This is a genomic window from Methylobacillus gramineus, from assembly GCF_020532675.1.
Taxonomy (GTDB): domain Bacteria; phylum Pseudomonadota; class Gammaproteobacteria; order Burkholderiales; family Methylophilaceae; genus Methylobacillus; species Methylobacillus gramineus.
Genome location: NZ_JAJAVE010000001.1, coordinates 231,804 through 255,185, shown reverse-complemented (window position 1 = coordinate 255,185; position 23,382 = coordinate 231,804). Strand labels below are relative to the sequence as shown.

The 23,382-nt window shown below is 48.7% G+C and carries 20 protein-coding genes; 10 read left to right on the top strand and 10 right to left on the bottom strand.

Features of this window, described 5'->3' with window-relative positions; genetic code table 11:
- The first annotated feature begins 1 nt into the window (after position 1).
- Entirely contained in the window at positions 2–382 is a 381-nt protein-coding gene (locus LG201_RS01255; RefSeq protein WP_226770370.1) for a type II secretion system protein, read from the top strand.
- Complete coding sequence (locus tag LG201_RS01250; protein ID WP_226770369.1) at positions 357–866, top strand: type II secretion system protein; 510 nt, start codon at positions 357–359, stop codon at positions 864–866. The genes LG201_RS01255 and LG201_RS01250 overlap by 26 nt, the downstream gene beginning before the upstream one ends.
- A 188-nt stretch (positions 867–1,054) precedes the next feature.
- On the opposite strand, the gene LG201_RS01245 is transcribed toward LG201_RS01250, so the two are convergent.
- The 4 genes from LG201_RS01245 to glyA form a co-directional block, all read right to left on the bottom strand.
- Positions 1,055–1,861: a TatD family hydrolase gene (locus LG201_RS01245; RefSeq protein ID WP_226770368.1), complete on the bottom strand. Its 807-nt coding sequence runs from the start codon at positions 1,859–1,861 to the stop codon at positions 1,055–1,057.
- Positions 1,862–1,864: 3 nt separating this feature from the next.
- A complete protein-coding gene (gene ribD, locus LG201_RS01240) occupies positions 1,865–2,989 on the bottom strand; it encodes a bifunctional diaminohydroxyphosphoribosylaminopyrimidine deaminase/5-amino-6-(5-phosphoribosylamino)uracil reductase RibD (RefSeq protein ID WP_226770367.1) in 1,125 nt (374 codons plus the stop codon).
- Positions 2,990–3,120: 131 nt separating this feature from the next.
- On the bottom strand, positions 3,121–3,567 hold the full coding sequence (nrdR, locus tag LG201_RS01235; protein WP_226757050.1) for a transcriptional regulator NrdR: 447 nt from the start codon (positions 3,565–3,567) through the stop codon (positions 3,121–3,123).
- Positions 3,568–3,588: 21 nt separating this feature from the next.
- A complete protein-coding gene (gene glyA / locus LG201_RS01230; RefSeq protein WP_226770366.1) occupies positions 3,589–4,836 on the bottom strand; it encodes a serine hydroxymethyltransferase in 1,248 nt (415 codons plus the stop codon).
- Positions 4,837–5,259: 423 nt separating this feature from the next.
- Here glyA and LG201_RS01225 point away from each other — a divergent pair, with 423 nt between their 5' ends.
- From LG201_RS01225 to LG201_RS01195, 7 genes are all read left to right on the top strand, one after another.
- Entirely contained in the window at positions 5,260–6,978 is a 1,719-nt protein-coding gene (locus LG201_RS01225) for a ShlB/FhaC/HecB family hemolysin secretion/activation protein (protein ID WP_226770365.1), read from the top strand.
- A gap of 42 nt (positions 6,979–7,020) precedes the next feature.
- The gene (locus LG201_RS01220) at positions 7,021–13,548 is read left to right on the top strand and encodes a two-partner secretion domain-containing protein (RefSeq protein WP_226770364.1); all 6,528 of its coding nucleotides are present in this window, start codon (positions 7,021–7,023) and stop codon (positions 13,546–13,548) included.
- The gene (locus LG201_RS01215) at positions 13,549–14,484 is read left to right on the top strand and encodes a hypothetical protein (protein ID WP_226770363.1); all 936 of its coding nucleotides are present in this window, start codon (positions 13,549–13,551) and stop codon (positions 14,482–14,484) included.
- Positions 14,485–14,486: 2 nt separating this feature from the next.
- A complete protein-coding gene (locus LG201_RS01210; protein WP_226770362.1) occupies positions 14,487–15,062 on the top strand; it encodes a hypothetical protein in 576 nt (191 codons plus the stop codon).
- A gap of 85 nt (positions 15,063–15,147) precedes the next feature.
- Positions 15,148–15,408: a hypothetical protein gene (locus tag LG201_RS01205; RefSeq protein ID WP_226770361.1), complete on the top strand. Its 261-nt coding sequence runs from the start codon at positions 15,148–15,150 to the stop codon at positions 15,406–15,408.
- Positions 15,409–15,480: 72 nt separating this feature from the next.
- Positions 15,481–16,098: a tetratricopeptide repeat protein gene (locus tag LG201_RS01200; RefSeq protein WP_226770360.1), complete on the top strand. Its 618-nt coding sequence runs from the start codon at positions 15,481–15,483 to the stop codon at positions 16,096–16,098.
- Positions 15,998–16,717 (top strand): tetratricopeptide repeat protein, encoded by a 720-nt coding sequence (locus LG201_RS01195; RefSeq protein ID WP_226770359.1) that lies wholly within the window; start codon positions 15,998–16,000, stop codon positions 16,715–16,717. The genes LG201_RS01200 and LG201_RS01195 overlap by 101 nt, the downstream gene beginning before the upstream one ends.
- A gap of 385 nt (positions 16,718–17,102) precedes the next feature.
- Here LG201_RS01195 and LG201_RS01190 read toward each other — a convergent pair whose 3' ends face one another.
- Entirely contained in the window at positions 17,103–17,609 is a 507-nt protein-coding gene (locus LG201_RS01190; RefSeq protein WP_226770358.1) for a Crp/Fnr family transcriptional regulator, read from the bottom strand.
- Positions 17,610–17,793: 184 nt separating this feature from the next.
- Between LG201_RS01190 and epsA the strand changes: the two genes are divergently transcribed.
- Positions 17,794–18,567 carry an XrtB/PEP-CTERM-associated transcriptional regulator EpsA gene (gene epsA / locus LG201_RS01185; protein WP_226770357.1) on the top strand — a complete coding sequence of 258 codons (774 nt, stop codon included), beginning with the start codon at positions 17,794–17,796 and terminating at the stop codon, positions 18,565–18,567.
- Between the two features lie 108 nt (positions 18,568–18,675).
- Here epsA and LG201_RS01180 read toward each other — a convergent pair whose 3' ends face one another.
- The 5 genes from LG201_RS01180 to LG201_RS01155 all read right to left on the bottom strand — a co-directional run bounded on the left by LG201_RS01180 (position 18,676) and on the right by LG201_RS01155 (position 23,356).
- On the bottom strand, positions 18,676–19,239 hold the full coding sequence (locus LG201_RS01180; RefSeq protein ID WP_226770356.1) for an FxDxF family PEP-CTERM protein: 564 nt from the start codon (positions 19,237–19,239) through the stop codon (positions 18,676–18,678).
- A gap of 156 nt (positions 19,240–19,395) precedes the next feature.
- Complete coding sequence (locus LG201_RS14405) at positions 19,396–20,955, bottom strand: methyl-accepting chemotaxis protein (protein WP_319006027.1); 1,560 nt, start codon at positions 20,953–20,955, stop codon at positions 19,396–19,398.
- A 191-nt stretch (positions 20,956–21,146) separates the two neighbouring features.
- A complete protein-coding gene (gene cheZ, locus LG201_RS01165) occupies positions 21,147–21,812 on the bottom strand; it encodes a protein phosphatase CheZ (protein WP_226770355.1) in 666 nt (221 codons plus the stop codon).
- Position 21,813: 1 nt separating this feature from the next.
- Entirely contained in the window at positions 21,814–22,212 is a 399-nt protein-coding gene (gene cheY / locus LG201_RS01160) for a chemotaxis response regulator CheY (RefSeq protein WP_226770354.1), read from the bottom strand.
- A 70-nt stretch (positions 22,213–22,282) separates the two neighbouring features.
- Positions 22,283–23,356, bottom strand: a complete 1,074-nt coding sequence (locus tag LG201_RS01155; RefSeq protein WP_226770353.1) for a protein-glutamate methylesterase/protein-glutamine glutaminase — start codon at positions 23,354–23,356, stop codon at positions 22,283–22,285.
- Positions 23,357–23,382: the final 26 nt, after the last annotated feature.

The following is a 23,382-nucleotide window of genomic DNA, read 5'->3' as shown; positions in this document are numbered from 1 at the left end:
CATGCATAGCCTGCGCAAGGGATTTACGCTGATTGAAGTGCTGGTGGTGATGGCGATTGTCGCCACTCTGCTCAGCCTGGTGACGCCACGTTATTTCCAGAGCATAGACCGGGCGCGCGAAACCTCGCTCAAGCATGACCTGATTGTGATGCGAGATGCTATCGATAAATTCTACAGTGATACCGGCACTTATCCAGACACACTATATGACCTGGTTGAGCGCAAATACCTACGTGCCATTCCGGAAGACCCGCTCACGGAAACAAGCGAGAGCTGGATCGTGATTCCCCCCGAGGATCCGCAGGTCAAAGGCCTGGTATATGACATACGTAGCGGTTCAGAAGAGGTGGCAGCGGATGGCAGCTACTATGCCGAATGGTAGATTGACGCAGCGTGGATTTAGCCTGATGGGCGCGCTGCTCATCATCATGCTGGTGGGTTTCAGCCTCGCCGAGGCTGGCAACAGCTGGAGCAACATCCGCAAGCGTGAACGAGAGCAGGAATTACTCAAGGTAGGCGATACCCTACGCAAGGCCATCGGCAATTATTACAACCAGTCACCGGGCATGGTCAAGCAATTCCCCCCTACTTTGAAATCCCTGCTCAAGGATGACCGCTTTCCTGTACCACAACGCTATCTGCGCCAATTGTATATAGACCCAACTACTGGACGCCCTGGATGGGGGCTATTGTATGCCCCTAGCGGCGGCATCATGGGGGTGTACAGCCTGTCTTCAGAGCAGCCGTTTAAAACCAGGAATTTCCCTGAACGCTATAAAAACTTTGAAAAGAAAAAAGCCTATATAGAGTGGATTTTTGCTTATTTGCCAGAAGCAGATAACAGCTTGACGGAATCACTGAACTAGGGATTTTTAATACGCCAGAGCTATCCACAAAATCTGTGGATAATTTTGTGGATAGCTGTGGGTTGAAAACGTAAGCTACCATTCCATAACGTTTTTTTTAAAACGCTTAAATTTTAATCCAATATTTTTTATATATAAATCAATGGCTTATTGTATGTCATTGGATTGTTAACATTTTTTAACACAACTTAAAGTAGCACATGAGGTGGTGTGCATAAGTCAGCCAGTTTTGGCAGGATGTCAATAGCATTTTTTGTTGTTATTGCAGCAATCTGAGCAATATTTTCCTTGCGTATTTCTGCAAGTACCTCCGCAATTTTCCACAGTTGATCAGGGCTGTTGCGACCATGGTGCCCAAGCCATTCTGGAGGAATGTCAGGCGCATCTGTTTCGAGTACGATAGCTTCCAGCGGTAATACTTCTGCCAGTTTCCTGATCTTCAGCGCCCGCTCATAGGTCATCGCCCCCCCAAACCCCAGCTTGAATCCTAGCTTGATAAACGCTTCGGCTTGTTGCTGACTACCGTTGAATGCATGGGCAATACCACGTACCTTGAACCGCCTCACCTGCTTGAGTACCGCATCGACCGAACGCCTGACATGCAGCAATACCGGCAAATCATAGCGACGTGCAAGCTTGAGCTGTTCGATAAAATAAAACTCCTGTTGCTCGCGGTCATAGTCTTCAATAAAAAAATCCAGGCCGATCTCGCCCACGGCGACGATGCCCCCAGCTTCCACTTCCTCGGCAATCTGCTGCTCCAGCACCTGTAAGTCCTGCGGCTGGGCACGATCCACAAACAGGGGGTGTATACCTAGCGCCATGACACAGTGCTGGTATTGATCGCGTAGCTGCTTCACTGTGGCAAAGTTATTACGCTCCACAGCAGGGATCACGATGCATTGCACGCCGGCAGCCAACGCCGCTTGAGCGACAGCTTCTCTATCCTGATCGAACTCAGGGGCATCGAGGTGGCAATGCGTGTCGATCAGCACGGTTTATCCTGCCAATATGGGCTTGGCACGCATGAAGAGATCAGCCCCTACCTGCCTGGTATCCAGGGTGTGTAAATGCAATTTCTGTCGCATATCGGTCAGGGCATCCATGGCAAACATGCCACGTGCCTGATCACCCAAAATCACTGGGGCATAATAAAGCAGGAGCTCGTCCACCAGGCCTTGTTGCAGCAAGCTGCCATTGACTGCCTGGCCCGCCTCGACCATGAGCTCATTGATTTGTCGTTCACCTAGCAACTTAAGCAGGCTAGCCAGGCATACACGGTTGTTATTTCCAACTAGCTGCACCACCTCTGCCCCGGCCTCCTGCAAAGCATGTACATACTCAGGTTTGCCATCCACATGCGCAATCAGCACACGCCCAGCGGCCAGTATCTTGGCCTTTGTTGGCATCCTCAAATGGCTATCCACAATAATCCGCCAAGGTTGTAGGCCATGTTTCAGCTCAAGCAGGGTGTCATCACGCACCGTCAGTTGTGGGTCATCCGCCAGTATGGTAGCCACGCCGGTCAGGATGGCGCAGGACTGCGCACGCCAGCGCTGTACATCATGTCGCGCCGCAGCACCGGTGATCCATTGACTTTGCCCATTAAGCAGGCCGGTTTTGCCATCCAGACTAGCTGCAATCTTGCTCCGGACAAAAGGCTGTTGCCTGGTCATGCGTGACACAAAGCCCGCATTTAATGTCATCGCTTCAGCCTCCAACAAGCCTGAAGCCACCACAATCCCCTGCTCTGCCAGTCGCTTGAGGCCATTGCCGGCCACCAAGGGATTGGGATCCTGCATCGCTGCCACCACCCGGCGCACGCCAGCCTTGATCAAGGCATCGGCACAAGGCGGGGTACGACCAAAATGACTGCATGGTTCCAGCGTAACATAAGCATCGGCTCCTGCGGCCAGCGCACCCGCCTCACGCAACGCATGCACTTCCGCATGCGGTTTGCCAGCGCGCAAATGCGCTCCCTGCCCGACAATCCGGCCGTCCTTGACGATCACGCAGCCAACCCGCGGATTGGGACTCGTGGTATATAAACCACGTGCGGCCTGACGTAAGGCGACAGCCATATATTGATGATCTAGGGCGCTGAAACGGGTAGAAATAGTCATGATGCAGCCATGATAAAGGCTGGGCCGGGTACGGCACAATAAGGAATACGTTGATGGTGCGAGAGGATGACGCTATTCAAGCTTGCAAACTCAGGCAAGCATATAGGAATACCGAACGTTAGCGCTTCGCCTTAATCCAGATCCCGGATGACATCACTGAAGTCATCCACATCCTGAAAACTGCGATACACCGAGGCAAAGCGGATATACGCCACTTTGTCTATGGCCTTTAATTCCTGCATGACAATCTCGCCAAGATCACGCGCGATGATTTCACGCTCACCCTTGGCAAGGATTTTCTGCACGATATGATCCAGTGCACGATCCACATACTCAGTAGGCACCGGACGCTTGTGCAGGGCACGCGTAAAGGAAAGTCGCAGCTTGTCGCGATTAAATTCTTCACGATTACCGTTCTGCTTCACCACTTGCGGCAAATGCAGCTCGGCGGTTTCGTAGGTGGTAAAACGCTTGTCACAGGCAGAGCAACGACGGCGACGCCTGATGGAATCGCCTTCGTCGTTGACACGCGAGTCAATCACTTGCGTGTCGTCGTCACCGCAAAAAGGACATTTCACGCTGACTTTCCTATTGCCAACTTACTTGCCATACACCGGGAAACGCGAAGTCAAGGCATGTACTTTTTCCTTGGTCGCCGCAATGATGGACTCATCCGTCGGATTGTCCAGGATATCGGCAATCAGGTTAGCTACCAGTGCCGCTTCTTCCTCCTTGAAACCACGGGTAGTAATCGCAGGTGATCCAATGCGGATACCGGAAGTCACAAACGGGCTTTCCGGATCATTAGGAATGGCGTTTTTATTGACGGTGATATGGGCCTGCCCAAGATAAGCATCGGCCGCTTTACCCGTCAGCCCCTTGGGACGCAGGTCAACCAGGAATACGTGGGACTGCGTTCCACCCGAAATAATGCGCAAACCACGCGCTGCCAACGTCTTGGCCATGGTATCCGCATTTTTCAGCACTTGCTCTTGATAGGTCTTGAATTCAGGTTGTGCCGCTTCCAGGAAGGCCACTGCCTTACCCGCGATCACGTGCATCAAGGGACCACCCTGCAAACTTGGGAATACACTGGAGTTAAGTGATTTCTCGAATTCAGCCTTGGCCATGATCAAGCCACCACGCGGGCCGCGCAGGGTCTTGTGGGTAGTAGAAGTCACAAAGTCGGCATGCGGTACCGGGTTAGGATAGACGCCAGCAGCGATCAGGCCTGCGTAATGCGCCATATCCACCATGAAATAAGCGCCCACCTTCTTGGCGATTTCCGCCATGCGTGCCCAGTCAAAACGCAAGGCATAAGCGGAAGCGCCACCAATCAACAGCTTGGGCTTGGTCTCAACTGCGATACGCTCCATTTCGTCGTAATCGATTTCTTCTTTGTCATTGAGGCCATATGCCACGATATTAAAGAGCTTGCCGGAAAGGTTGGCTGGAGAACCATGAGTCAGGTGACCACCGTGACCAAGATTCATGCCCATCACCGTATCGCCCGGCTTCAGTATAGAGAAATACACGGCTTGATTCGCTTGTGAGCCTGAGTGCGGTTGCACGTTAGCATATTCGGCACCGAACAATTTCTTGAGGCGGTCAATCGCCAATTGCTCCACACCATCCACAAACTCACAGCCGCCATAGAAACGCTTGCCGGGATATCCCTCAGCATACTTATTGGTTAACTGTGATCCCTGCGCCTGCATTACCGCAGGGCTGGTGTAGTTTTCAGAGGCGATCAGCTCAATATGCTCATCCTGGCGATTACGCTCGGCTTCTACATACTTCCATAGATCAGGGTCGACAACGCTCAGGGTTTTTGCCGTGCTAAACATATTCTCTTCCGGGAAATGAAATTAATAGCCGAGATTTTAACATGTTCACCGTGAACCACGATTGAAACAGATTCAAGCTCAATGAAAATGATTCATGCATTCCATTCAACTCAGAGAATTGGCTATAGATCTCCCGAGTTCACGTATGGATTGAATCATGCAGGTGCGATCAATCTGGACACGATCCTCCATCACAAAGATACCACGCCCTTTTTCAAACTCCATACAGACAAAACACTACATCAATAACATCCAATCACCGTCTCAATAGAATGAATAAATCATCTTATAAATCAATGTAATAAATATAAAAATACGCCCATAGACATTGCAATCAAGTTGTACACAATAAAAAAACACTGGTGATCAACATTACTTTTCCGGGGATGGCGTTTTCAAATGCTACTAGCATGCGTTTCACAGATGTTTTTATTTCGTTGGGTATGGCTATGCATTGGCCTATGTTGCCTCACTAGCCAGGTTTATGCGGCCATTGAGCCAATTGATGCCTCTTCACAAGAGCTGCTCAGACAACAGGAACGTGAACGGGTCTTGCGCCAGCAACAAGAGATAACGCCAGATGTGCGACAACCAGCAACTACCGCATCTCCTACCCTGGTATATGCAGAAAACGAATTGCCGTGCTTTGTCATCCACAGTATCAGCCTGGCTGGGAATGAAGCTGCCCGCTTCCAGTTTGCATTAAAGGAAGTGCTCAGCGGCCCGCATCGTGCCATTGACCGTTGCCTAGGTACGCAAGGCATTAACACCGTTATGGCCCACGTACAGAATGTCATTGTGACCCAAGGTTATGTCACCAGCCGGGTATTGGCAGGCCAGCAAGACTTGAATAGCGGGCATCTTACCTTGACCGTGATTCCTGGCCGAGTGCGGCAGATTAGATTCACGCCAGACTCCAGCACCCGCATCCGGGCTGGTAATGCATTGCCTATCTCTAATGGAGACATTCTGAACCTGCGAGATATCGAGCAAGGGCTGGAAAACCTCAAACGCTCTCCCACTTCAGACGCTGATATCCAGATTGAACCTGCTGACGGCAATGCTCAGCCTGGAGAAAGTGACCTGGTCATCCGTTATCGTCAAACCCTGCCGCTGCGACTTACCATCAGCGCAGACGACGGCGGCTTTGACAGCACCGGCAAATATCAGGGCGGCGTCACGCTGTCAGGAGACAACCTGCTGGGCTTGAGCGACCTGTTCTACATCAACCATAACCAGGACCTGGGTGGTGGAGACTCTGGCAATCGTGGCTCACGCGGCAAAACCCTGCATTATTCCATCCCTTACGGCTATTGGCTGTTCAGCGCCACAGGGTCCAGCTACAACTACCATCAGCAAGTAGCCGGTCTCAATCAGTCATATCTATACAGTGGCCGCACGCAAAATGTCGAATTCAAAGTGAGCCGCATGGTGTATCGATCCGCTACAAATAAAACACTGCTGGCGCTTGGCAGCTTCTTCCGCAAGTCGTTCAACTATGTAGACGATACCGAAGTCGAGGTACAAAGACGACGGACTGCGGGCTGGACGCTGGGCCTGAACCAGAGCTGGTATATCGGCCAATCCGTCCTGGACTACACACTGAGCTATCGGCGTGGTACTGGCGCCCATCAAGCGTTGCAGGCCCCGGAAGAAGCCTTTGGCGAAGGAACATCCCGGATGGAGGTGATAACGGCTGATATCAGCTTCATGCTGCCACTCTCGGTCAACGCCCCTTGGGGAAAGCAGGCATTACGTTATTCCGCCAACATCCGTGCGCAATCCAACCTAACGCCCCTCACCCCTCAGGACCGTTTTGCCATTGGCAGCCGTTACACGGTACGCGGATTTGATGGGCAACTGTCTTTAAGCGCTGATCGCGGCTGGTTTATCCGCAATGATCTCAGCGCCATGCTGGGGCAAAGCGGCCAGGCTTTATATCTCGGCCTTGATTACGGCGAGGTCGGTGGCCAGTCCAGCGATCTCCTGATTGGCAAACAATTGGCAGGCGCCGTATTGGGTTTTCGAGGCGGGTTCAACGGCTTCAGTTACGACCTCTTTCTCGGTCAACCAATCAAGAAGCCAAATGGATTCGAGACCGCCAAGACAGTAGCCGGATTCAATCTTAACTGGTCATTTTAATTAGATGTGTGCCATCAGACATCACTAAGGGGAATCCTTCAAATGAACAAGCATTGTTATCGCCTGGTATTTAACCGTGCACGTGGGCTGATGATGGCGGTAGCAGAGCATGCCTCCGCCGCCAATCGCAGCACTAGAGCGTATTCCCGCAGGCATCCTATCTCGTCTGACCATATGGCACACTTCGTCGTACTGGCTGGCATTTCTCGATTGCAGCTATCCCTCATGCTGATCTTGGGGACTGCCTTGATCGTGCCTTATCCTGTCCTGGCTGACATCATTGCCGACCCATCGGCACCAGGCAACCAGCAGCCCATCATCAGCAACACGGCCAATGGGTTGCCGCTGGTCAATATACAGACGCCCAGTGCTGCCGGAGTATCACGCAATACCTATAGCCAGTTTGATGTGAATGCCCAGGGGGCTATCCTCAACAACAGCAACACTAATGCAGAGACGCAGTTAGGTGGCTGGGTGCAAGGCAATCCATTGCTGGCAGGGGGTACCGCACGCGTCATTCTGAATGAGGTCAACAGCAGCAATCCCAGTATCTTGAATGGCTTTATTGAGATCGCGGGTAGTCGTGCCCAGCTTGTAATCGCCAATCCAGCAGGGATCAGTTGCAATGGTTGTGGCTTCATTAATGCCAACCGGGCTACGCTGACTACGGGCACACCAATTCTGAATAGTGGGAATCTACTGGGCTATCGTGTAGGTGGCGGCAACATCAGTTTTTCAGGCAATGGCATGGATGCCCGCCAGGTAAACTATACCAACATCATCAGCCGCGCCGTTCAAGTCAACTCAGGGATATGGGCCAATGATCTCAATATCACCACGGGCAGCAATCAGGTCAATATAGATAGCAATGGCAACCAGTCCAGCGTTACCGCCATCGCCCCCAGCGCTGCCACACCACCGGCTTTTGCCGTCGATGTGGCAGCGCTGGGTGGAATGTATACCGGCAAGATTCATTTGATTGGCACTGAAGCCGGGATGGGAGTGCGTAATGCCGGGCATATCGGCGCCAGTGTCGGTGAGGTGGTGGTGACGGTCGATGGACAGATTAGCAACTCCGGTACCCTGGCCGCGCATACCGATATCCACATTACCACCAATCACGGCATGCAAAATGCTGGCTCCATCAATGCCAATGCCGAGTTGAACCTGAATGCAGGCAATATCAACAATCTAGACACCGGAAACTTCATTGCCTCCAGCACAACACTGCTCAGCCAGGGCACACTGACCAACCGCGGTACCATAGACGGAGATACCACGCATATCAGCACAAACAGGCTGGACAATATGGGGCGCGGCAGCATATTCGGTGACCACCTCAGCATCCAGGCCAGCGAGATCAACAACCTAGCAGAAACCGTGAATGGCATCACCACTGCTGCCATCATCGCGAGTCGCACACGGCTGACCCTGGCAATCGACAACCTCCAAAACCGTGACAATGCCATGCTGTTCAGTGGCGGTGATATGTCGATAGGCGGTACCCTGGATGCGTCAGGGATAGCCACTGGCAGTGCCGCTTCCATCATCAACCAGGATGCCACTATTGAAACTCTGGGCAATATGACGATTGCCGCTGCCAGCCTGCAAAACCTCAACACGGGTCTGCAAGTTCGCAGGACCGCAGAAACCACGGCTGGCTATGACAAATTCACGCCTAGAGATCAGGGCATTGTTTGGGATAGCGCAGACTACCCAAGTGCCCACATTGGTAATGTGGGCGTCGAATGGCGCTCTGCCGGGCCCTACTCTTTCCGTGAATACACCCGCTACCAGGGCACCAGCTATACCTCTCATACTGAGGTTCTCGCCTCCACTCCGGGCAAAATCCTCTCTGGCGGCAATATGCAGATTACGGGCAACGTATTGAACAGCGATAGCCAGATCATCGCTGGTGCTGCGCTGGATATCAGCGGTGCGACTATCCAAAACCTCAATACCGAAGGCCAGACTATTGTCCGCCACAGCGGTGGTGCCTGGTATTACGACTGGGATGGCAAGGATGACGAATACGACATCGACTATTTGGGCAATCACAGTCCGGGCAATATCGTCACCACCTACAACCTGACCACCTCACGCCTCGAAGGTAATGGTGCGCTGCCAGCCAGCAGCACAGTTATTACAAGCACTCCACACACAGCCAACACCAACGCCCTGTTCCAGGCTGCACCCAACCCAAATGCCAACTACCTGATTGAAACCAACCCGCGCTTCTCCAGCTACCGCAATTGGCTAAACTCTGACTATATGGCGCAGCAACTGGCATTTGACCCAGCCATCACGCAAAAGCGGCTGGGTGATGGCTTCTATGAACAACGCCTGATCCGCGAGCAAGTAGCCCGGCTTACAGGTCGCCGGTTCCTGGATGGTTATGCCAATGATGAAGCACAATATCAAGCCTTAATGAATGCGGGGCTGACCATCGCAAGCCATATCCGGCTGATTCCTGGAGTCGCCCTCACGCCCGCGCAAACGGCCCAGCTCACCAGCGATATCGTCTGGCTGGTAGAACAGGAAGTGACCCTGCCCGACGGCACCGTCACAAAAGCCCTGGTGCCCCAAGTGTACGTGCGCTTGCAGGATGGTGACTTGAGTCCGACTATCGGCATCATGGCAGGCAAGCAAATCAAGCTCGACATCACGGCCGACCTCCTCAACACAAGTACTATTGCCGGACGTAACACCACCATCATCAATGCTGACAATGTGCACAATCTGAGGGGCACTATCGCTGCGACCTCAGCCAGCATCAAGGCCGCTCGCGACATCGACAACATCGGTGGCATACTCATGGCAAAAAATGCGCTGACCCTTGAAGCTAGCAACAACATCAACCTGGAAAGCACCACTCAGAGCCATGCACAGACCATAGGAGCCAGCAGCTTCAGCCGCACCAATCTGGATCGAGTCGCAGGCTTGTACGTGAGCAACCCGAATGCCATTCTGGTCGCCAGTGCTGGTAATGACCTCAACCTGATGGCGGCCAGTATCGTCAACAGCGGCAGCAATGGGGTCACTTCGCTCAAGGCTGGCAACGACATGAACCTGGGCACGGTGCAGATCGCCGAGCAGAACAATAGCGTACGCAATACCAGTAACCGTGTTAGCTATGGCTTCACGCAAGATATTGGCACTGCCATTCAAACCAGCGGCGACATCCTCCTGCAAGCTGGCAATGACGTCAGCATCAAAGCTGGCAATCTCAATAGCGAAAACGGCAATCTTGGCATTGCTGCGACTGGGGACATCAATATCATCGCTGGTGAAGCCAGCAGCAACTTCGACCAGGCCCGAAAAACCAAACGTAGTAGCGGTGTAGGCAGCAGCACAACAAAAACCTATCGCACCATTTCAGAATTGTCTGAGGCTATTGGCAGCGCCCTTAGTGCGGACAACATCCGCCTACAAGCTGGGGCACCAGCAGAAACCACATCAGCCAGCACAGGAGACATCAACATCACTGGTAGCAATGTCGTTTCCACCACTAGCACCCAACTGCAGGCTAGCGGCGATATTAATCTCAGCTCTGCTGAAAACACCAGCTACACCTTCAATCAGAAAACCACTAAAAAATCTGGCTTCTCCACCGGTGGTTCTAGCATCGGCTATGGCACCAGCAACCTGGATCAAAAGCAAACAGGCACCACTGTCACCCAAGTCGGCAGCACCGTAGGCAGTGTGGAAGGCAATGTTAGTATCCATGCAGCCAAGACATATACGCAAACTGGTAGCGATGTCTTGACTCCCAAAGGCGATATCGACATCACTGCCCAGCAAGTCAACATCACCGCAGGCAATAACACCTCGACCCAGACTACGGAAACCAAGTTCAAGCAAAGCGGCCTGACACTCGCCATTACCAGCCCGGTGATCTCGGCCATTCAAACTGCTACCCAGATGCAACAGGCATCCAAACAAGTAGACGACTCTCGCTTACAAGCACTTGCCGCCGCCACTGTGGTCGCAAGTACAAAAAATGCAGCCGATGCAATTGCCAGCAATCCTGGTGCAGCAGGTGGCTTCAACCTCAGCCTATCAATCGGCACTAGCAAGAGCAGCAGCACATCCACGCAAACCAACAGCACGGTGCAGGGTAGCAATATCGTCGCGGGGGGCGATCTGTCTATCAAGGCTACCGGCGCTGATGAACTGTCTGATATCAATGTCATCGGCAGCACGATCAAAGCTGGCAGCGATGTGAACCTCACGGCAGATGATGAGGTGAACCTGATCGCGGCCCAGAACAAGGACACGCTCACCAGTAAGAACAAATCCAGCTCAGCCAGCGTTGGCATCAGCATTGGATCTAATGGCCTTGCCATTACAGCAAGCGCCTCTCAAGGCAAAGGCAAGGCCAGCGGCACAGATGTCACCTGGACAGAAAGCTTGGTGCAAGCAGGCAACAAGGCCATTATGGAAAGCGGCACCGATACCGACATCATCGGCTCACAAGTTAGAGGTGAGCAGGTAGTGGTCAATGTAGGCACATCTGGCAATGGCAATCTCAATGTCCAGAGCCTGCAAGATACCAGCACTTACGATAGCAAGCAGAAGAGCAGCAGTTTCAGCATCAGTATTCCAATTGGGGCCGGAGTGGCCAGCGGCTCAATCAGTTCGTCGAGCAGCAAAGCACATAGTGATTACGCTAGCGTAAATGAGCAGGCTGGCATCTATGCAGGAGATGGCGGCTTCCAGGTCAATGTGAATGGCAATACCGACCTCAAAGGAGCTGTAATTGCTTCCAATCAGTCTGCCATTGAGCAGCAGAAAAATAGCCTGAGCACTGACACACTGACAGTTTCAGATATCAGGAATAGTGCTGAATATAGCGCATCATCAGAAAGCACTGGAGTTACACTCAGTTATGATGCGTCAAAAAGCGTCAAAAAAAACACTGGCAATAACCTGGTTAATGCGCCCAGTACCCTCACACCAGATCTTGAGAAAAATGGAGAGGATAGCAGCACAACGTATAGCGCCATCAGCGCAGGAGTGATATCCATCACCAACGCTGACAAGCAGCAAGCGCTGACTGGACAAGATGCACAAACCACAATTGCCAAGCTCAACCGCGATACAGAAAATGCTAATCCCACTCCGCTGGATAAGCACGATATCGCGAAAATCCAACAAGATATTCAAGCAACTAACCAGATCATCTCTGCAGTCACGGCAGAAGCTGTGCAAGCCATCAATACTTATTACGAAAAACGTGTGAAGGAATATGATGCGCAGTATCAAGAAACCCTGAATGAAGCCCGTAGCAAGGAAAATCAAGCGCAAACCTTGGAGGTTAGTGGAGATACTGAAGCAGCCCACGCACTGAAGCAAGAAGCCCAAATATTAAGGGCACAAGCGATCAACATCCGTAATGAGCGTGATAACCCGACGCTTTCCCAAGGGGAGACCCTAGCACTCAGCTCACTGCTGATTAGCGGACTGGGAACAGGCCAAGTTAATCTTGCCAATGCTGCGACCACTTATAGCGTAGGTTCTGCGGGAGATAAATTCCTGCTCGTCGCGCAAAAACGCGATAGTGATATTGCGCAAGGCTTTGTCGTTCAGTGCCAATTGACTCCAGCTCAATGTGTAGAAGAAGCTTCCAAGAATGAATATCTGAAAAACGCCATCAATAATCCAGAGATTGCTCTTGAAGAGCGTATTGAGGCATTACGCAACCTTCAAACCCCAGATGAAAATGGTAATCCGCAATCCGTATTTGGCATCACTATTGTGGATGACAATAACGCAGGCTATAACAATGTTGCCATCAACGGCATCATGAATGAGCCAGACCGGGCATTGGTATTGGCCATCGGGCATTTACGGGATGGACAAGAAACAAAGCAGCAACTTTACTTATCCTATAACGATACACAAGGTACTGTCGCCGACTTGCTGAATGCTTCCATTGATAAATATACTGGCGCGACATCGAATACATCTGTCAATCTTGGCAACGCGATAACAGCAGCACAAAAGAAAAACCCCAATGAAAACATTTATCTGTATGCACACAGCGGAGGGACGTTAATCTCAGCTATCTCATTGAATGACCTAGTTGGCAGTGGGCAAACCCTGCCCAACCTCAAGGTTGATTTCCTCGGGCCTGCTGCTTCAATCTCGGCAGCAGCAGATGCCTCAATCAACGCAGCGGGTTTGAGCAATGCCACTCTGGAAGAAAAAATGAATTGGATTAAATACGGCAATACAAACGGTCTGCCTACAGATTTAAAACCAGTTCAGGTTCCTGATTATATAAATATTAATTATGGACTTGGTTACTACAACCACAGCAATGACACTGTGGCCACTATCGTTGGAGGTAATGTAGGAATGAGTGATCAATATCAAGGTGTCAATCTTGTTGGTCAAGTACCAGGCTCTGAATCCAGAAATATGCTCACGTCCCTGCAGGAAATCTATGCGCTATTTACAAGAAACGATAGTGCACATTCCACCTATCGCTGGAATGACCCTAAAACCTGGCCAACAACACAATTACCGAATAGCATCAGTCAACAACCAAAATTAGGAGCTCAGTAAGTGCGAACTCTCATTATCTTGGTGATAACACTCTCATTAACGGGATGTTTCAATAAAAAGGCCTATGAACGCATGGAAAACTCATACTTGCCGCCCCCGCCTAAAGCACTATCATCAAAAGTAAAAATAATTTGTGATGATAATCCCGAGATATTTGAGCCTGGTGGTTTTGCGTTAATTTATGGTGCCTTGGAACCTTTAAATAGCCCTTACTCAAAAGATGATTGTTTGCCATTTATAAGACGAGGGATAATTCGGGAGAAAGACAAACTCCCAATCACTACAGACATGCAGACAAGATACAACGTTATAGAGATTAAACCTTTTCCCGACCCTAAACACATCCCAAACATAAATCCAGAAAAAGGGGCAGTCTATGTATGGAAAACCTATGCCGGTATTACCCGATTAGACGGTGTGATCTTTTATCAACTCGTCCTCTACGAAGGTGATAAACCACCACTAGGTAGTTGGACTAAGGTCTTATCTAGTCAAAATCACTCCCTATTTGTTGAACATAAAAAATTAATGATTCATGGTCAAGAATGGGATTTTGTGTCGACTCAACCTCATGAGCCCGTAGATACCGAGGAGTGGGGAATTCCATTAAAGGCCGGAGAGGTAGCTAATGTGATGGATTTTTATCGTACAAAAATAGGCAACCACACAATTCTTGTTTATGGTTATTTTCCAAGCCCGATCCCCCACTTTGCCGAATGGCTCAATCCTCGCCGTGCATTGTTGAGAGAGTGGGTGGAAACGTTCAAGATCATGCCCTTGCCTGCTGATTATGTACTGCCCTCACCAGAGGAGATTCAGAAGTTACGTGAGGAAGAGATTCAGCGCTGGAAAGACAGTGAGGCTAAGCCGGCAGCTCGACCTGTCAAGGTTGATCCGGAACAGGCCCGCAGAACATTATCAGCGCCAATGAGGTAGTCATGATCTTATCTTTGTTGTTTAGATTCATTATGGGCGTGACTGTTATTGTGGTCTCGGGATGCTCCACCAATCAAGTACTGGATTCCTCTCCTGACACAGGCCCCACCGCACAATTGAGAGTGTTTTCCTTACCTAACAATACCTATTTATATCCTGGAAAATCTTGCTACAAGCTAGGGAGTGCTGAAGAAATTTTGGCGCATAGTGGTGGTAAATCCTTTGGTGCGTTGAATGCGCTGGCTATTCTGGGAGGCAATAAGAAAATCGGGATGCCGGAAACAGGGGATATGACATGGTCTCACCATGAGTTCTATGTGGCGGCCAATCAACCGCTCACCGTGGTGGTCTCGCTAGATCAGGGTGGTCAAAGGTCGGATGGACGGTTTTATCATTCTGGCTGTGGGCCCATTGCGGGTTATTTCTCGCCTCAAGCCAATCACCATTATGATGCGGCGCTGATAGTGAAACATGAGCGATGCTATTTACGTATGCGGGAGCTGGTCATGGATGAAGCGACAAAAAAAGTTAAGCCAACAGAGATTACCATCAAGCCAGCACCACAATGCAATGAATAGAAAAATAAGCTCACTGATCAAATAATTAACACATAAAATTACTAAAATAGTATCTATTACTTATCTCTATTAAAACGAGAATCTCATGAAAAATATCACTAGATTATTCATTATTATCAGCACATTTTCACTCAGCGGTTGTGTGACCACTCAAGGCGTATACTCGGTAGATGCATATGATAAAGATGGGAATCAACTGAATCAGATAAAGTTAGTTGCACAGGGTAGTAGCATTTACTCAACAAGAAATGCCTTATGCATGAGCTATCCAAAATCCAAGATTGTGATTCGTGATTTTAAAACGGATGCCGAAATTAAAAGTGAGAGTCCATATCAGTGCAAATAATATCTTATTTCCTCACTGATTTAGATTCTCTTTACTTACAATTAATAAAATCCACGGCGTAGCAATATAAAAATGTATTTATTCATAAAACATTCATTACTACTTTTCATTTTCACAATTTCAAGCTGCACTACCGTCAGTCAACAGCATATATTAAATACGGAAGGTAATCGGGCATACCTTACCGCGCATTATCAAGAAGCAGCTCAGCGTTATGAAAAAGCACTAGAGGCCGCACAGAAAAACAAAGACCAGCAATATATTGCCATTGCCTCATATGGTTTAGGTAGAGCTAATATCAAGCTTTGCCGATTAGACGAAGCTGAGCATTGGCTAAAAAAATCTATTCAGGCGCGTGAAGCACTGGCTGATTCCAACCTAGCATATCTGTCCCAGAACTTATCAGAGCTTGCAAGATTGTATATGGCACAGCTGAGATATGCTGACGCTATCACATTATTTTATAAAGCCACCCCCATGTTGTATCGACTCAAGGAAGATAACAACGACCCCATTGCACTTGCCAACCAATTGGATGCGTATGAAGAAGCACTGCGCAAGACTGGCCGCACTGCAGAGGCAGATACCATTGCAAACAAAGCTAAGGAGCTTAGGCAAAACAATCGTGGCAAGGTTGCCCTCTTCAAAGCGGAGGCAATACCGCAAAGTTGCCTTGCACATGACAATTAATATATGGCGTTATGGAAAAATCATGATCAGAAAAATCTATTTTTTTACATTGATTATTTGTTTAGTTAGTTGCGCATCACCGATCAATCGGAAAAATGCAGAAAACTATACAAGACAAGGCGCTATCGCCATCGCGAATGGCGATTGGCAAACAGCCCGTCGTGCATTTGCGCGTGCTGTCGTCAATGCTGATCTTGGGGGTGTTGCACCATCAACCCTTGCGGTATTGAGTTACGAATATGGCCGCTCCTTAGGTGTCACCTGCTTTTTTGATGATGCGGCTTACTATTTGAAACAGGCATACGATCTGGATAAGGAAACTGGAGGCCCGCTTTACATGAGCCTGGTTGAGCTCGCCAGGCTGAATCTGGACCAGGGGAAACTTGCAGAAGCCGCCGAATACTACCAAAAAGCGATACCTGACCTTGAGCGCCACAATGTTCCTCAAATCGGGCCTATCGGCTATGCCGACACACTTGATGAGGCTGCCTTTGCATTGGCCGCTATCAACCCAAAAGATGCATCGAAATTAAGATTACAGGCTCAAACAATTCGCTCAGAGCATCCTGAGGGTAAATCCATTACAGATCGGACTCCTTATGGGAAGTTCTGCAAGTAATCCTATTTCCAGCTCACGCCTAGTAGGTACTTGGCAATGTTGATCGCGATGTAATTTTCCGGGCTCGAATGGACAATCGCTCTACAAGCTGTAGTAAGTATGCAAGAGTAATGCCCTGTTGGCATTATCCCAAAGTTATTTCAGTGGAATTGGCAGAGGTAAATAAGGTGGGCAACTAGTGGTGGAGGGAATTTACAACAAATAGAAGATGATAGTAGGGATCTGATGACATTAATCTCCAGAAGACCTCAACTGACATTATTTGTATCAATAGAAGCTACAAAGCCCAGAGTGGGGGCAATCGTTCTCGTTAGTTTGGTAATGACAAAAGCCACACCAATGACATTAAAAGTCTCTGAAATTAGACCATTGAGTGTAAATCGGCCTAAATCAGCTCGCCCATGGTTTTAGGTAAAAACCTGTCTGAGCTTTCACGGAAACGCGAGGTGAGTAACTGCATCAATTTGAGCAATACCTTATTACCCAGCTTTGGCATGTTCACAAGTAACTCGTAGAGCGACTCACGCGTCAAAACAGCAAAATCGGTAGGTAGACTTGTGATACAGCTTGCAGAGCGTGGCAAGCCATCAATCATCGACATTTCACCGATCACCGTGCCGACTCCCACTTTGGCAATCACTTGCTTACCCTTGGTTGGAATATCTTTGACTACATCAACCTCACCGGTCAGTATCAGCAACAAATAATCGCCGACATCGCCTTCGGTCAATAGCTGGCAATCCCTTGGGGCAGCATAACACTGCATATAAGAGCAAAAATAGCGTACCTCTTCATCACTAAAATCGCCAAACAACTTGATTGTATTGACAATTTCCAGGATTTCTTCGACGTACTTATCGGCGCCGCCCAAATGGACTAAATCGGGATACATGTAATCTTTCTATTTCTTATGTATATGTGAAGACTTTAGTATATAACTACATATGTTGAGAAAATAACACATCAAACTTCTCAAAAACTCTGATAATTATTATTATTTACGCCATAATATCGCAAGCTGATCCATTATGGCACTACAATTACATACTTATTGCTAGTAAGTTATAGCCGAGCTCATGTCCTTAAATAAAAACTTAAATGATATTGAGAAAAGCCAGCTAATTGAATTAATGCATGAGTCTTTGAGAATTCGCTCACACTTTGAGCTTTTTCTCTGGATGCAAGGAAAATTACAAATTTTCCTACCGCATGAAATCATGATCACGGCTTGGGGAGACTTTTCATTAGGAGTTATATACTTCAATATAGTCTCGCCTCTACCAGGCATTAGATCCGATAAAATTTCTAATCCTGAAATCCACCCATTTCTTCAAAACCTCTTTAACTATTGGCTGAATCACGCCAAAGCGCCGTTCACGTTATCGGCTTCAGACAACATCATGCATGATTGTCGATTTGCAAACGTTGAATCGAGTTACTACTTAAAGAACATGAAGTCAGCACTAGTGCATGCTATCAAGGATCACAGAGGCAGGCATGACTGTCTGTATGTGCTTCTTAGCTCAAACACCAGCTTTCCCCACGCTTCCCGCCCGATGTTAGAGGCATTGCTACCCTACATTGACAGTGCGTTACGGCAAATAGAACACTTACCGGAGCAACATCCAGTCCCAATCAAGATTGAACCAGACACTCAGGATGAAAACATCAATATGCTTTCAGCACGTGAGTTGGAAATAATGGATTGGGTGACAAAAGGTAAAACCAATCAGGAAATCGGCATGATTCTGGACATCAGCGCCTTTACCGTGAAAAACCATTTACAACGGATATTCAAAAAACTCAATGTGCTTAACCGAGCACAGGCTGTGTCCAAGTTCAGGAAGTAAATTACCCCGACAAGAGTTTTGTAAATTGGTGTAAACAAACGTTAGACGTAAAAATGGCTGTGAAATTCACAGCCATTTTTATTTATTCGCTAAAAATTTAGCGACGTCTTAGAAGAACTTAACGTTGTTCTGACGACGACGTGCTGCAAAACCAACCAGGCCAAGGCCCAGTGCCAGCATGCCATAAGTTTCTGGTTCAGGAACAGCTGCAGTGAAAGTCAGATTGCCACCGTAAGAGGCTTGAGCGTCTGTAATAGTCGCCAGACCAGCAACACCAGCAACTGTCAGTGTGTAACTACCAGCAGCCAAGTTAGCCACTGAGAATTTCCATGTGTTAGTAGTTGATGAACCACCTGGGAAATTATAAGTCAAGTCTGTTTGAATGCCAGCAGAAGAAGCTAAAGTGACGCTTGTCAAATCAACACCAGAAAACAACAATGAGCCAATAGTCAGATATGTAGAGCTGGCAGTACCGCCAATATCTGTCGCATCAGTCAGTGTGAAAGTCCAAGTGTCGGAAAAATCACCAGGAACGCTGAAGTTGTTACCAAACAATGCTTGACCATTAATGATAGTCAATGGTGCTGTTGCTGCAAATGCAGTAACAGCAGAAAACATAGAAAAACCGAACGCCAGAGCAACTGCTTTGGCTTTAAAAGATGTAGCGATCATTGAATTGCCCCTTGAAATAAAAATTTAAATTCAAAAAAGTGCATTTCTCCTCACACACTCTTTTTAATATTTGTAGGAGCATAATCGTTGATTGCGGCTTAAGTCACAATAGCCCGATTGGACTAAGCATAAGAATCTACTTTTTAATTAGCTTAGTTACACCCTGAACAGCCCCACCACTTGCGTAAGTTTATATGCCTGATTCTCCAGTGCTTCAGCCGCAGCGGAGCTCTGTTCCACCAGCGCTGAATTTTGCTGCGTCATTTGGTCAAGTCCTGTCACCGCGTCGCTAACCAAGGCTATCCCTGTAGTTTGCTCCAGTGTCGCATTGGATATCTCGTTGACGAGGTAACTCACCTCTTTAATTTGTGCGACGATATTACTCATTTTCGAACCCGCAGCACTTGCCTGTTCGGCACCGCTGTTCACTCTGGATTCACTATCCAGAATCAGTTGCTTGATTTCTTTGGCAGCATTGGCTGAACGCTGAGCCAATGAACGTACCTCACTGGCGACTACCGCAAAGCCACGCCCCTGCTCTCCAGCCCTTGCTGCCTCAACAGCAGCATTCAAGGCCAGAATATTCGTCTGGAAAGCAATGCCATCAATCACGCCAATAATATCTGCGACCTGCTTGGATGAGTGTGCAATATCCTGCATGGTAGCCACCACCTGATCAACGACCTTACCACCCTGGACAGCCGCATCACTGGCTGACCCAGCAAGCGAATTCACTTGCTGGGCAGTATCAGCATTGCTTTTCACAGTCCCGGTCAATTCCTCCATGGAAGCAGCAGTCTTTTCCAGATTACTCGCCTGCTCTTCAGTTCGCTGACTCAAATCCACATTGCCAGCAGCAATCTGAGCTGAACTGGTGGCAATCGTGTCTGATGCATTACGCACTTGAGTCACGATATCAGCCAAACTGGCTTGCATCTCACCGAGGGAAGCCAGCACGCTATTTTTTGGCGCACTCTTTGCACCGGCCACTGCGCTTAAATCACCACTGGCAACGCGCTTTGCAGCCTCACTCAGTACATCCGGTTCCGCACCAAGAGATTGCTTGAGACTATTGGTAATCAGAAATGCAGCGAATACAGCCAGCAATACCGCAACTACACAGACAAATAAGAGAATATTTCTTTGCAAGCGATAATCATCTGCTGCTTCGGCTTCAATGGCCTGAGCCCTAGTCGCTGTATATTCTGCAAACTTTTGCGTAGCTCCCAGCAACTGCTGCAATAAAGGCCTACATTCATCATTCATCTGCTGAATGGCTAGTTCCTGCTGACTATTGAGTGCCAGGTGCACAATATTCATTGCAACCGCACCATATACCTTTTCAATCTCAGTCAAACTCTGCACCATTTGATGCGCAGCAGAGCTTTCCTCCTTCGCATGCGCCATCATATCCTGCAGCCGCGCCAGTATAGTGGTGACCTCCTCATGTGCAGCAGTGACGGCTGCTTTTTCAGTTTCCAGATCTGTAGCCTTGGAAACCAGCACTAAATTTCTCGCGGCAATGGCTCGCTTACTTACTGCAGCACCCAGGTTCATTGTTTCATTGGCTCGCGCATTCACCCCACTGATGTAGTTCGAGAACCTGAGATTTTCCTGACTCAAAGCCCTCAATGCCAATCCTGACACGATTACTACCGCCAAGACCAACACACCAAACCCAGAACCCAATCGCTCTGCTGTAGTAAGCTTGCTCATACACTACCCCCTCAGAAACATACAAAATGTCACCAATATTTTTATTCAACATTAGCAATTAGGGAGTACTTGTAATCAGGCTCCCTATAACTATATATCGTCGCGCTTCATGACTTTCTGAAGTAATAGGCAAAAAAAAGCCCTGATATCAACAGGGCTTAGCGATAATATTTAACCAACGTTTAGGATCATCAAAAACCGAGGCTATCCAATAAATCATCCACCTGTTCCTGACTTGCTACAACATCAACCGCTGTTTCTGGATTGATTTGCGGACCATTCAATAAACTATTGTCACTTTCCTTCTTCACACTGCCAGGAGAAAAATCAATCAACACCTGCACCAGCTGCTTCTCAATCTCTTGCGCAAGTTCGGTGATTTTCTTAATCACTTGCCCAGTAAGATCCTGAAAATCCTGCGCCAGCATGATATCGAGCAATTGATTTTTTGTAACATCAGTATGAGCAACGGTTTTGGATAGAAACGCCAATGTCTCATCCGCAACCTGATCATAATCTTTCTTTAAAGAAGGTACCGAGAGCAGGCTTTTCCAACGCGTCTCCAGCCCAGCTGCTTCTTGATTAAGCTCAGCCTGTAAAGGGGTTGCTATATCCGTAGCATTCAATACGCGCTCAGCCGCCTGCTCTGTCATCCGTGCTACATAGTTCAGCCTATCCCGCGCATCAGGAATCCCTTGTGCGGCTTGCTCAAGTAGCTTATCAAAGCCCAAGCCACGCAAGCTTTCATGAAGATTGCGTGTCATTAAGCCAATACGCTGCAGCATGTCGTCTTGCGGGTTCAGAACACTCTCGACTTCGTTATCAGCGTTTCCAGTAGTTTGAAGCGAGTTATCCATGCTAGCCCCCTGCTTTTGCAAGCTTTTCAAAAATCTTACCTAGTTTTTCATCGAGAGTTGCTGCAGTAAAAGGCTTGACCACATAGCCATTTGCACCCGCTTGCGCAGCAGCAATAATGTTTTCTTTCTTGGCCTCAGCTGTGACCATCAATACTGGCAGGGATGACAATGCAGGATCAGCTCGAATTTGCTGCAACATGGTTAATCCATCCATATTAGGCATATTCCAGTCAGATACCACAAACTCAAAATTACCACTTCTCAATTTCGCCAATGCCATCACACCATCCTCGGCCTCATCCACATTGTTATATCCCAGCTCTTTAAGCAGGTTGCGAACGATTCTGCGCATGGTAGAAAAATCATCTACCACTAGAAATTTAGTATTGGGATTTGCCATCGTTTACTCCGTTTCAACTTATTTATCTAACCTATCCAGCACAACAGCGTCTTTCAAAGCACCCTGACTCTTAAACCCGCAAAGCACGAGACCCGCTTGCAGCCAGATGCTGTAAGACCTTGCCTGGAATATCCTGTAGTGATGCAACCTCATGAACACCACCAGCAGCAATCGCTTCCTTAGGCATGCCAAACACGACACAGGTCGCTTCATCTTGTGCAAAGTTATGTGCACCCGCTTCCTTCATTTTCAGCATACCGCTAGCACCATCTTTGCCCATGCCTGTCAGAATAACACCAATCGCATTCTTGCCGGCAAAGGTCGCAGCAGACTCAAACAGGACATCGACTGAAGGACGATGCCGACTGACAGGCGGACCATCATCAAGCTGGGTCACATAGTTGGCTCCACTACGGGCCAGCAGCAAATGAGCATGCCCAGGCGCAATATAAGCATGCCCAGGCAGAATACGCTCGCCGCCCTGGGCTTCAGTCACCGATATCTTGCATAAAGCATCCAGGCGATTGGCAAACGATTTGGTGAAACCTGCTGGCATATGCTGTGTAATCAGGATGCCGGGGCAGTCGGAAGGCATTTGCATCAGGAAAGATTTGATGGCCTCAGTGCCACCCGTAGATGCACCCACAATAATCAGTTTTTCACTACTGGTCAGCGGATTGCCTAGCGAGGGCAAAGTAGGGCTGGCAGGACTACCGGCTGGTGCAGGCGGCTTTCTGGCAAACATGCGGGCCTTGGATGCAGCCCTGATCTTATCAGCGATCAATTGACTATATTCATGCATGCCATCTGCAATCGACATTTTGGGTTTGGTAATAAAATCAACCGCGCCCAACTCCAATGCCCGCATGGTAATTTCAGAACCACGTTCGGTTAGCGATGAAATCATCACCACTGGTGTGGGGCGCAGCCGCATCAGGCGTTCAAGAAAATCCAGTCCATCCATTTTGGGCATTTCCACATCCAGCGTCAGCACATCGGGATTCTTCTGTTTGATCATCTCACGGGCAATCAGAGGATCTGGCGCAGCGCCAACCACCTCCAAGTCAGGCTGTTGATTGATAATTTCAGTCAACAGGCTACGAATCAGTGCAGAATCATCAATAATGAGCACTTTGATAGTCATGGCATACTCTTTCTCTTATATTTCTA

Bases quoted from the DNA above. Each gene is read 5' to 3' on its own strand.
- LG201_RS01255 (WP_226770370.1), top strand. From the start codon at position 2: ATGCATAGCCTGCGCAAGGGATTTACGCTGATTGAAGTGCTGGTGGTG.
- LG201_RS01250 (WP_226770369.1), top strand. From the start codon at position 357: ATGGCAGCTACTATGCCGAATGGTAGATTGACGCAGCGTGGATTTAGC.
- ribD (WP_226770367.1), bottom strand. From the start codon at position 2,989: ATGACTATTTCTACCCGTTTCAGCGCCCTAGATCATCAATATATGGCT.
- glyA (WP_226770366.1), bottom strand. From the start codon at position 4,836: ATGTTTAGCACGGCAAAAACCCTGAGCGTTGTCGACCCTGATCTATGG.
- LG201_RS01225 (WP_226770365.1), top strand. From the start codon at position 5,260: ATGTTTTTATTTCGTTGGGTATGGCTATGCATTGGCCTATGTTGCCTC.
- LG201_RS01220 (WP_226770364.1), top strand. From the start codon at position 7,021: ATGAACAAGCATTGTTATCGCCTGGTATTTAACCGTGCACGTGGGCTG.
- LG201_RS01210 (WP_226770362.1), top strand. From the start codon at position 14,487: ATGATCTTATCTTTGTTGTTTAGATTCATTATGGGCGTGACTGTTATT.
- LG201_RS01205 (WP_226770361.1), top strand. From the start codon at position 15,148: ATGAAAAATATCACTAGATTATTCATTATTATCAGCACATTTTCACTC.
- LG201_RS01200 (WP_226770360.1), top strand. From the start codon at position 15,481: ATGTATTTATTCATAAAACATTCATTACTACTTTTCATTTTCACAATT.
- LG201_RS01190 (WP_226770358.1), bottom strand. From the start codon at position 17,609: ATGTATCCCGATTTAGTCCATTTGGGCGGCGCCGATAAGTACGTCGAA.
- epsA (WP_226770357.1), top strand. From the start codon at position 17,794: ATGTCCTTAAATAAAAACTTAAATGATATTGAGAAAAGCCAGCTAATT.
- LG201_RS01180 (WP_226770356.1), bottom strand. From the start codon at position 19,239: ATGATCGCTACATCTTTTAAAGCCAAAGCAGTTGCTCTGGCGTTCGGT.
- LG201_RS14405 (WP_319006027.1), bottom strand. From the start codon at position 20,955: ATGAGCAAGCTTACTACAGCAGAGCGATTGGGTTCTGGGTTTGGTGTG.
- cheZ (WP_226770355.1), bottom strand. From the start codon at position 21,812: ATGGATAACTCGCTTCAAACTACTGGAAACGCTGATAACGAAGTCGAG.
- cheY (WP_226770354.1), bottom strand. From the start codon at position 22,212: ATGGCAAATCCCAATACTAAATTTCTAGTGGTAGATGATTTTTCTACC.
- LG201_RS01155 (WP_226770353.1), bottom strand. From the start codon at position 23,356: ATGACTATCAAAGTGCTCATTATTGATGATTCTGCACTGATTCGTAGC.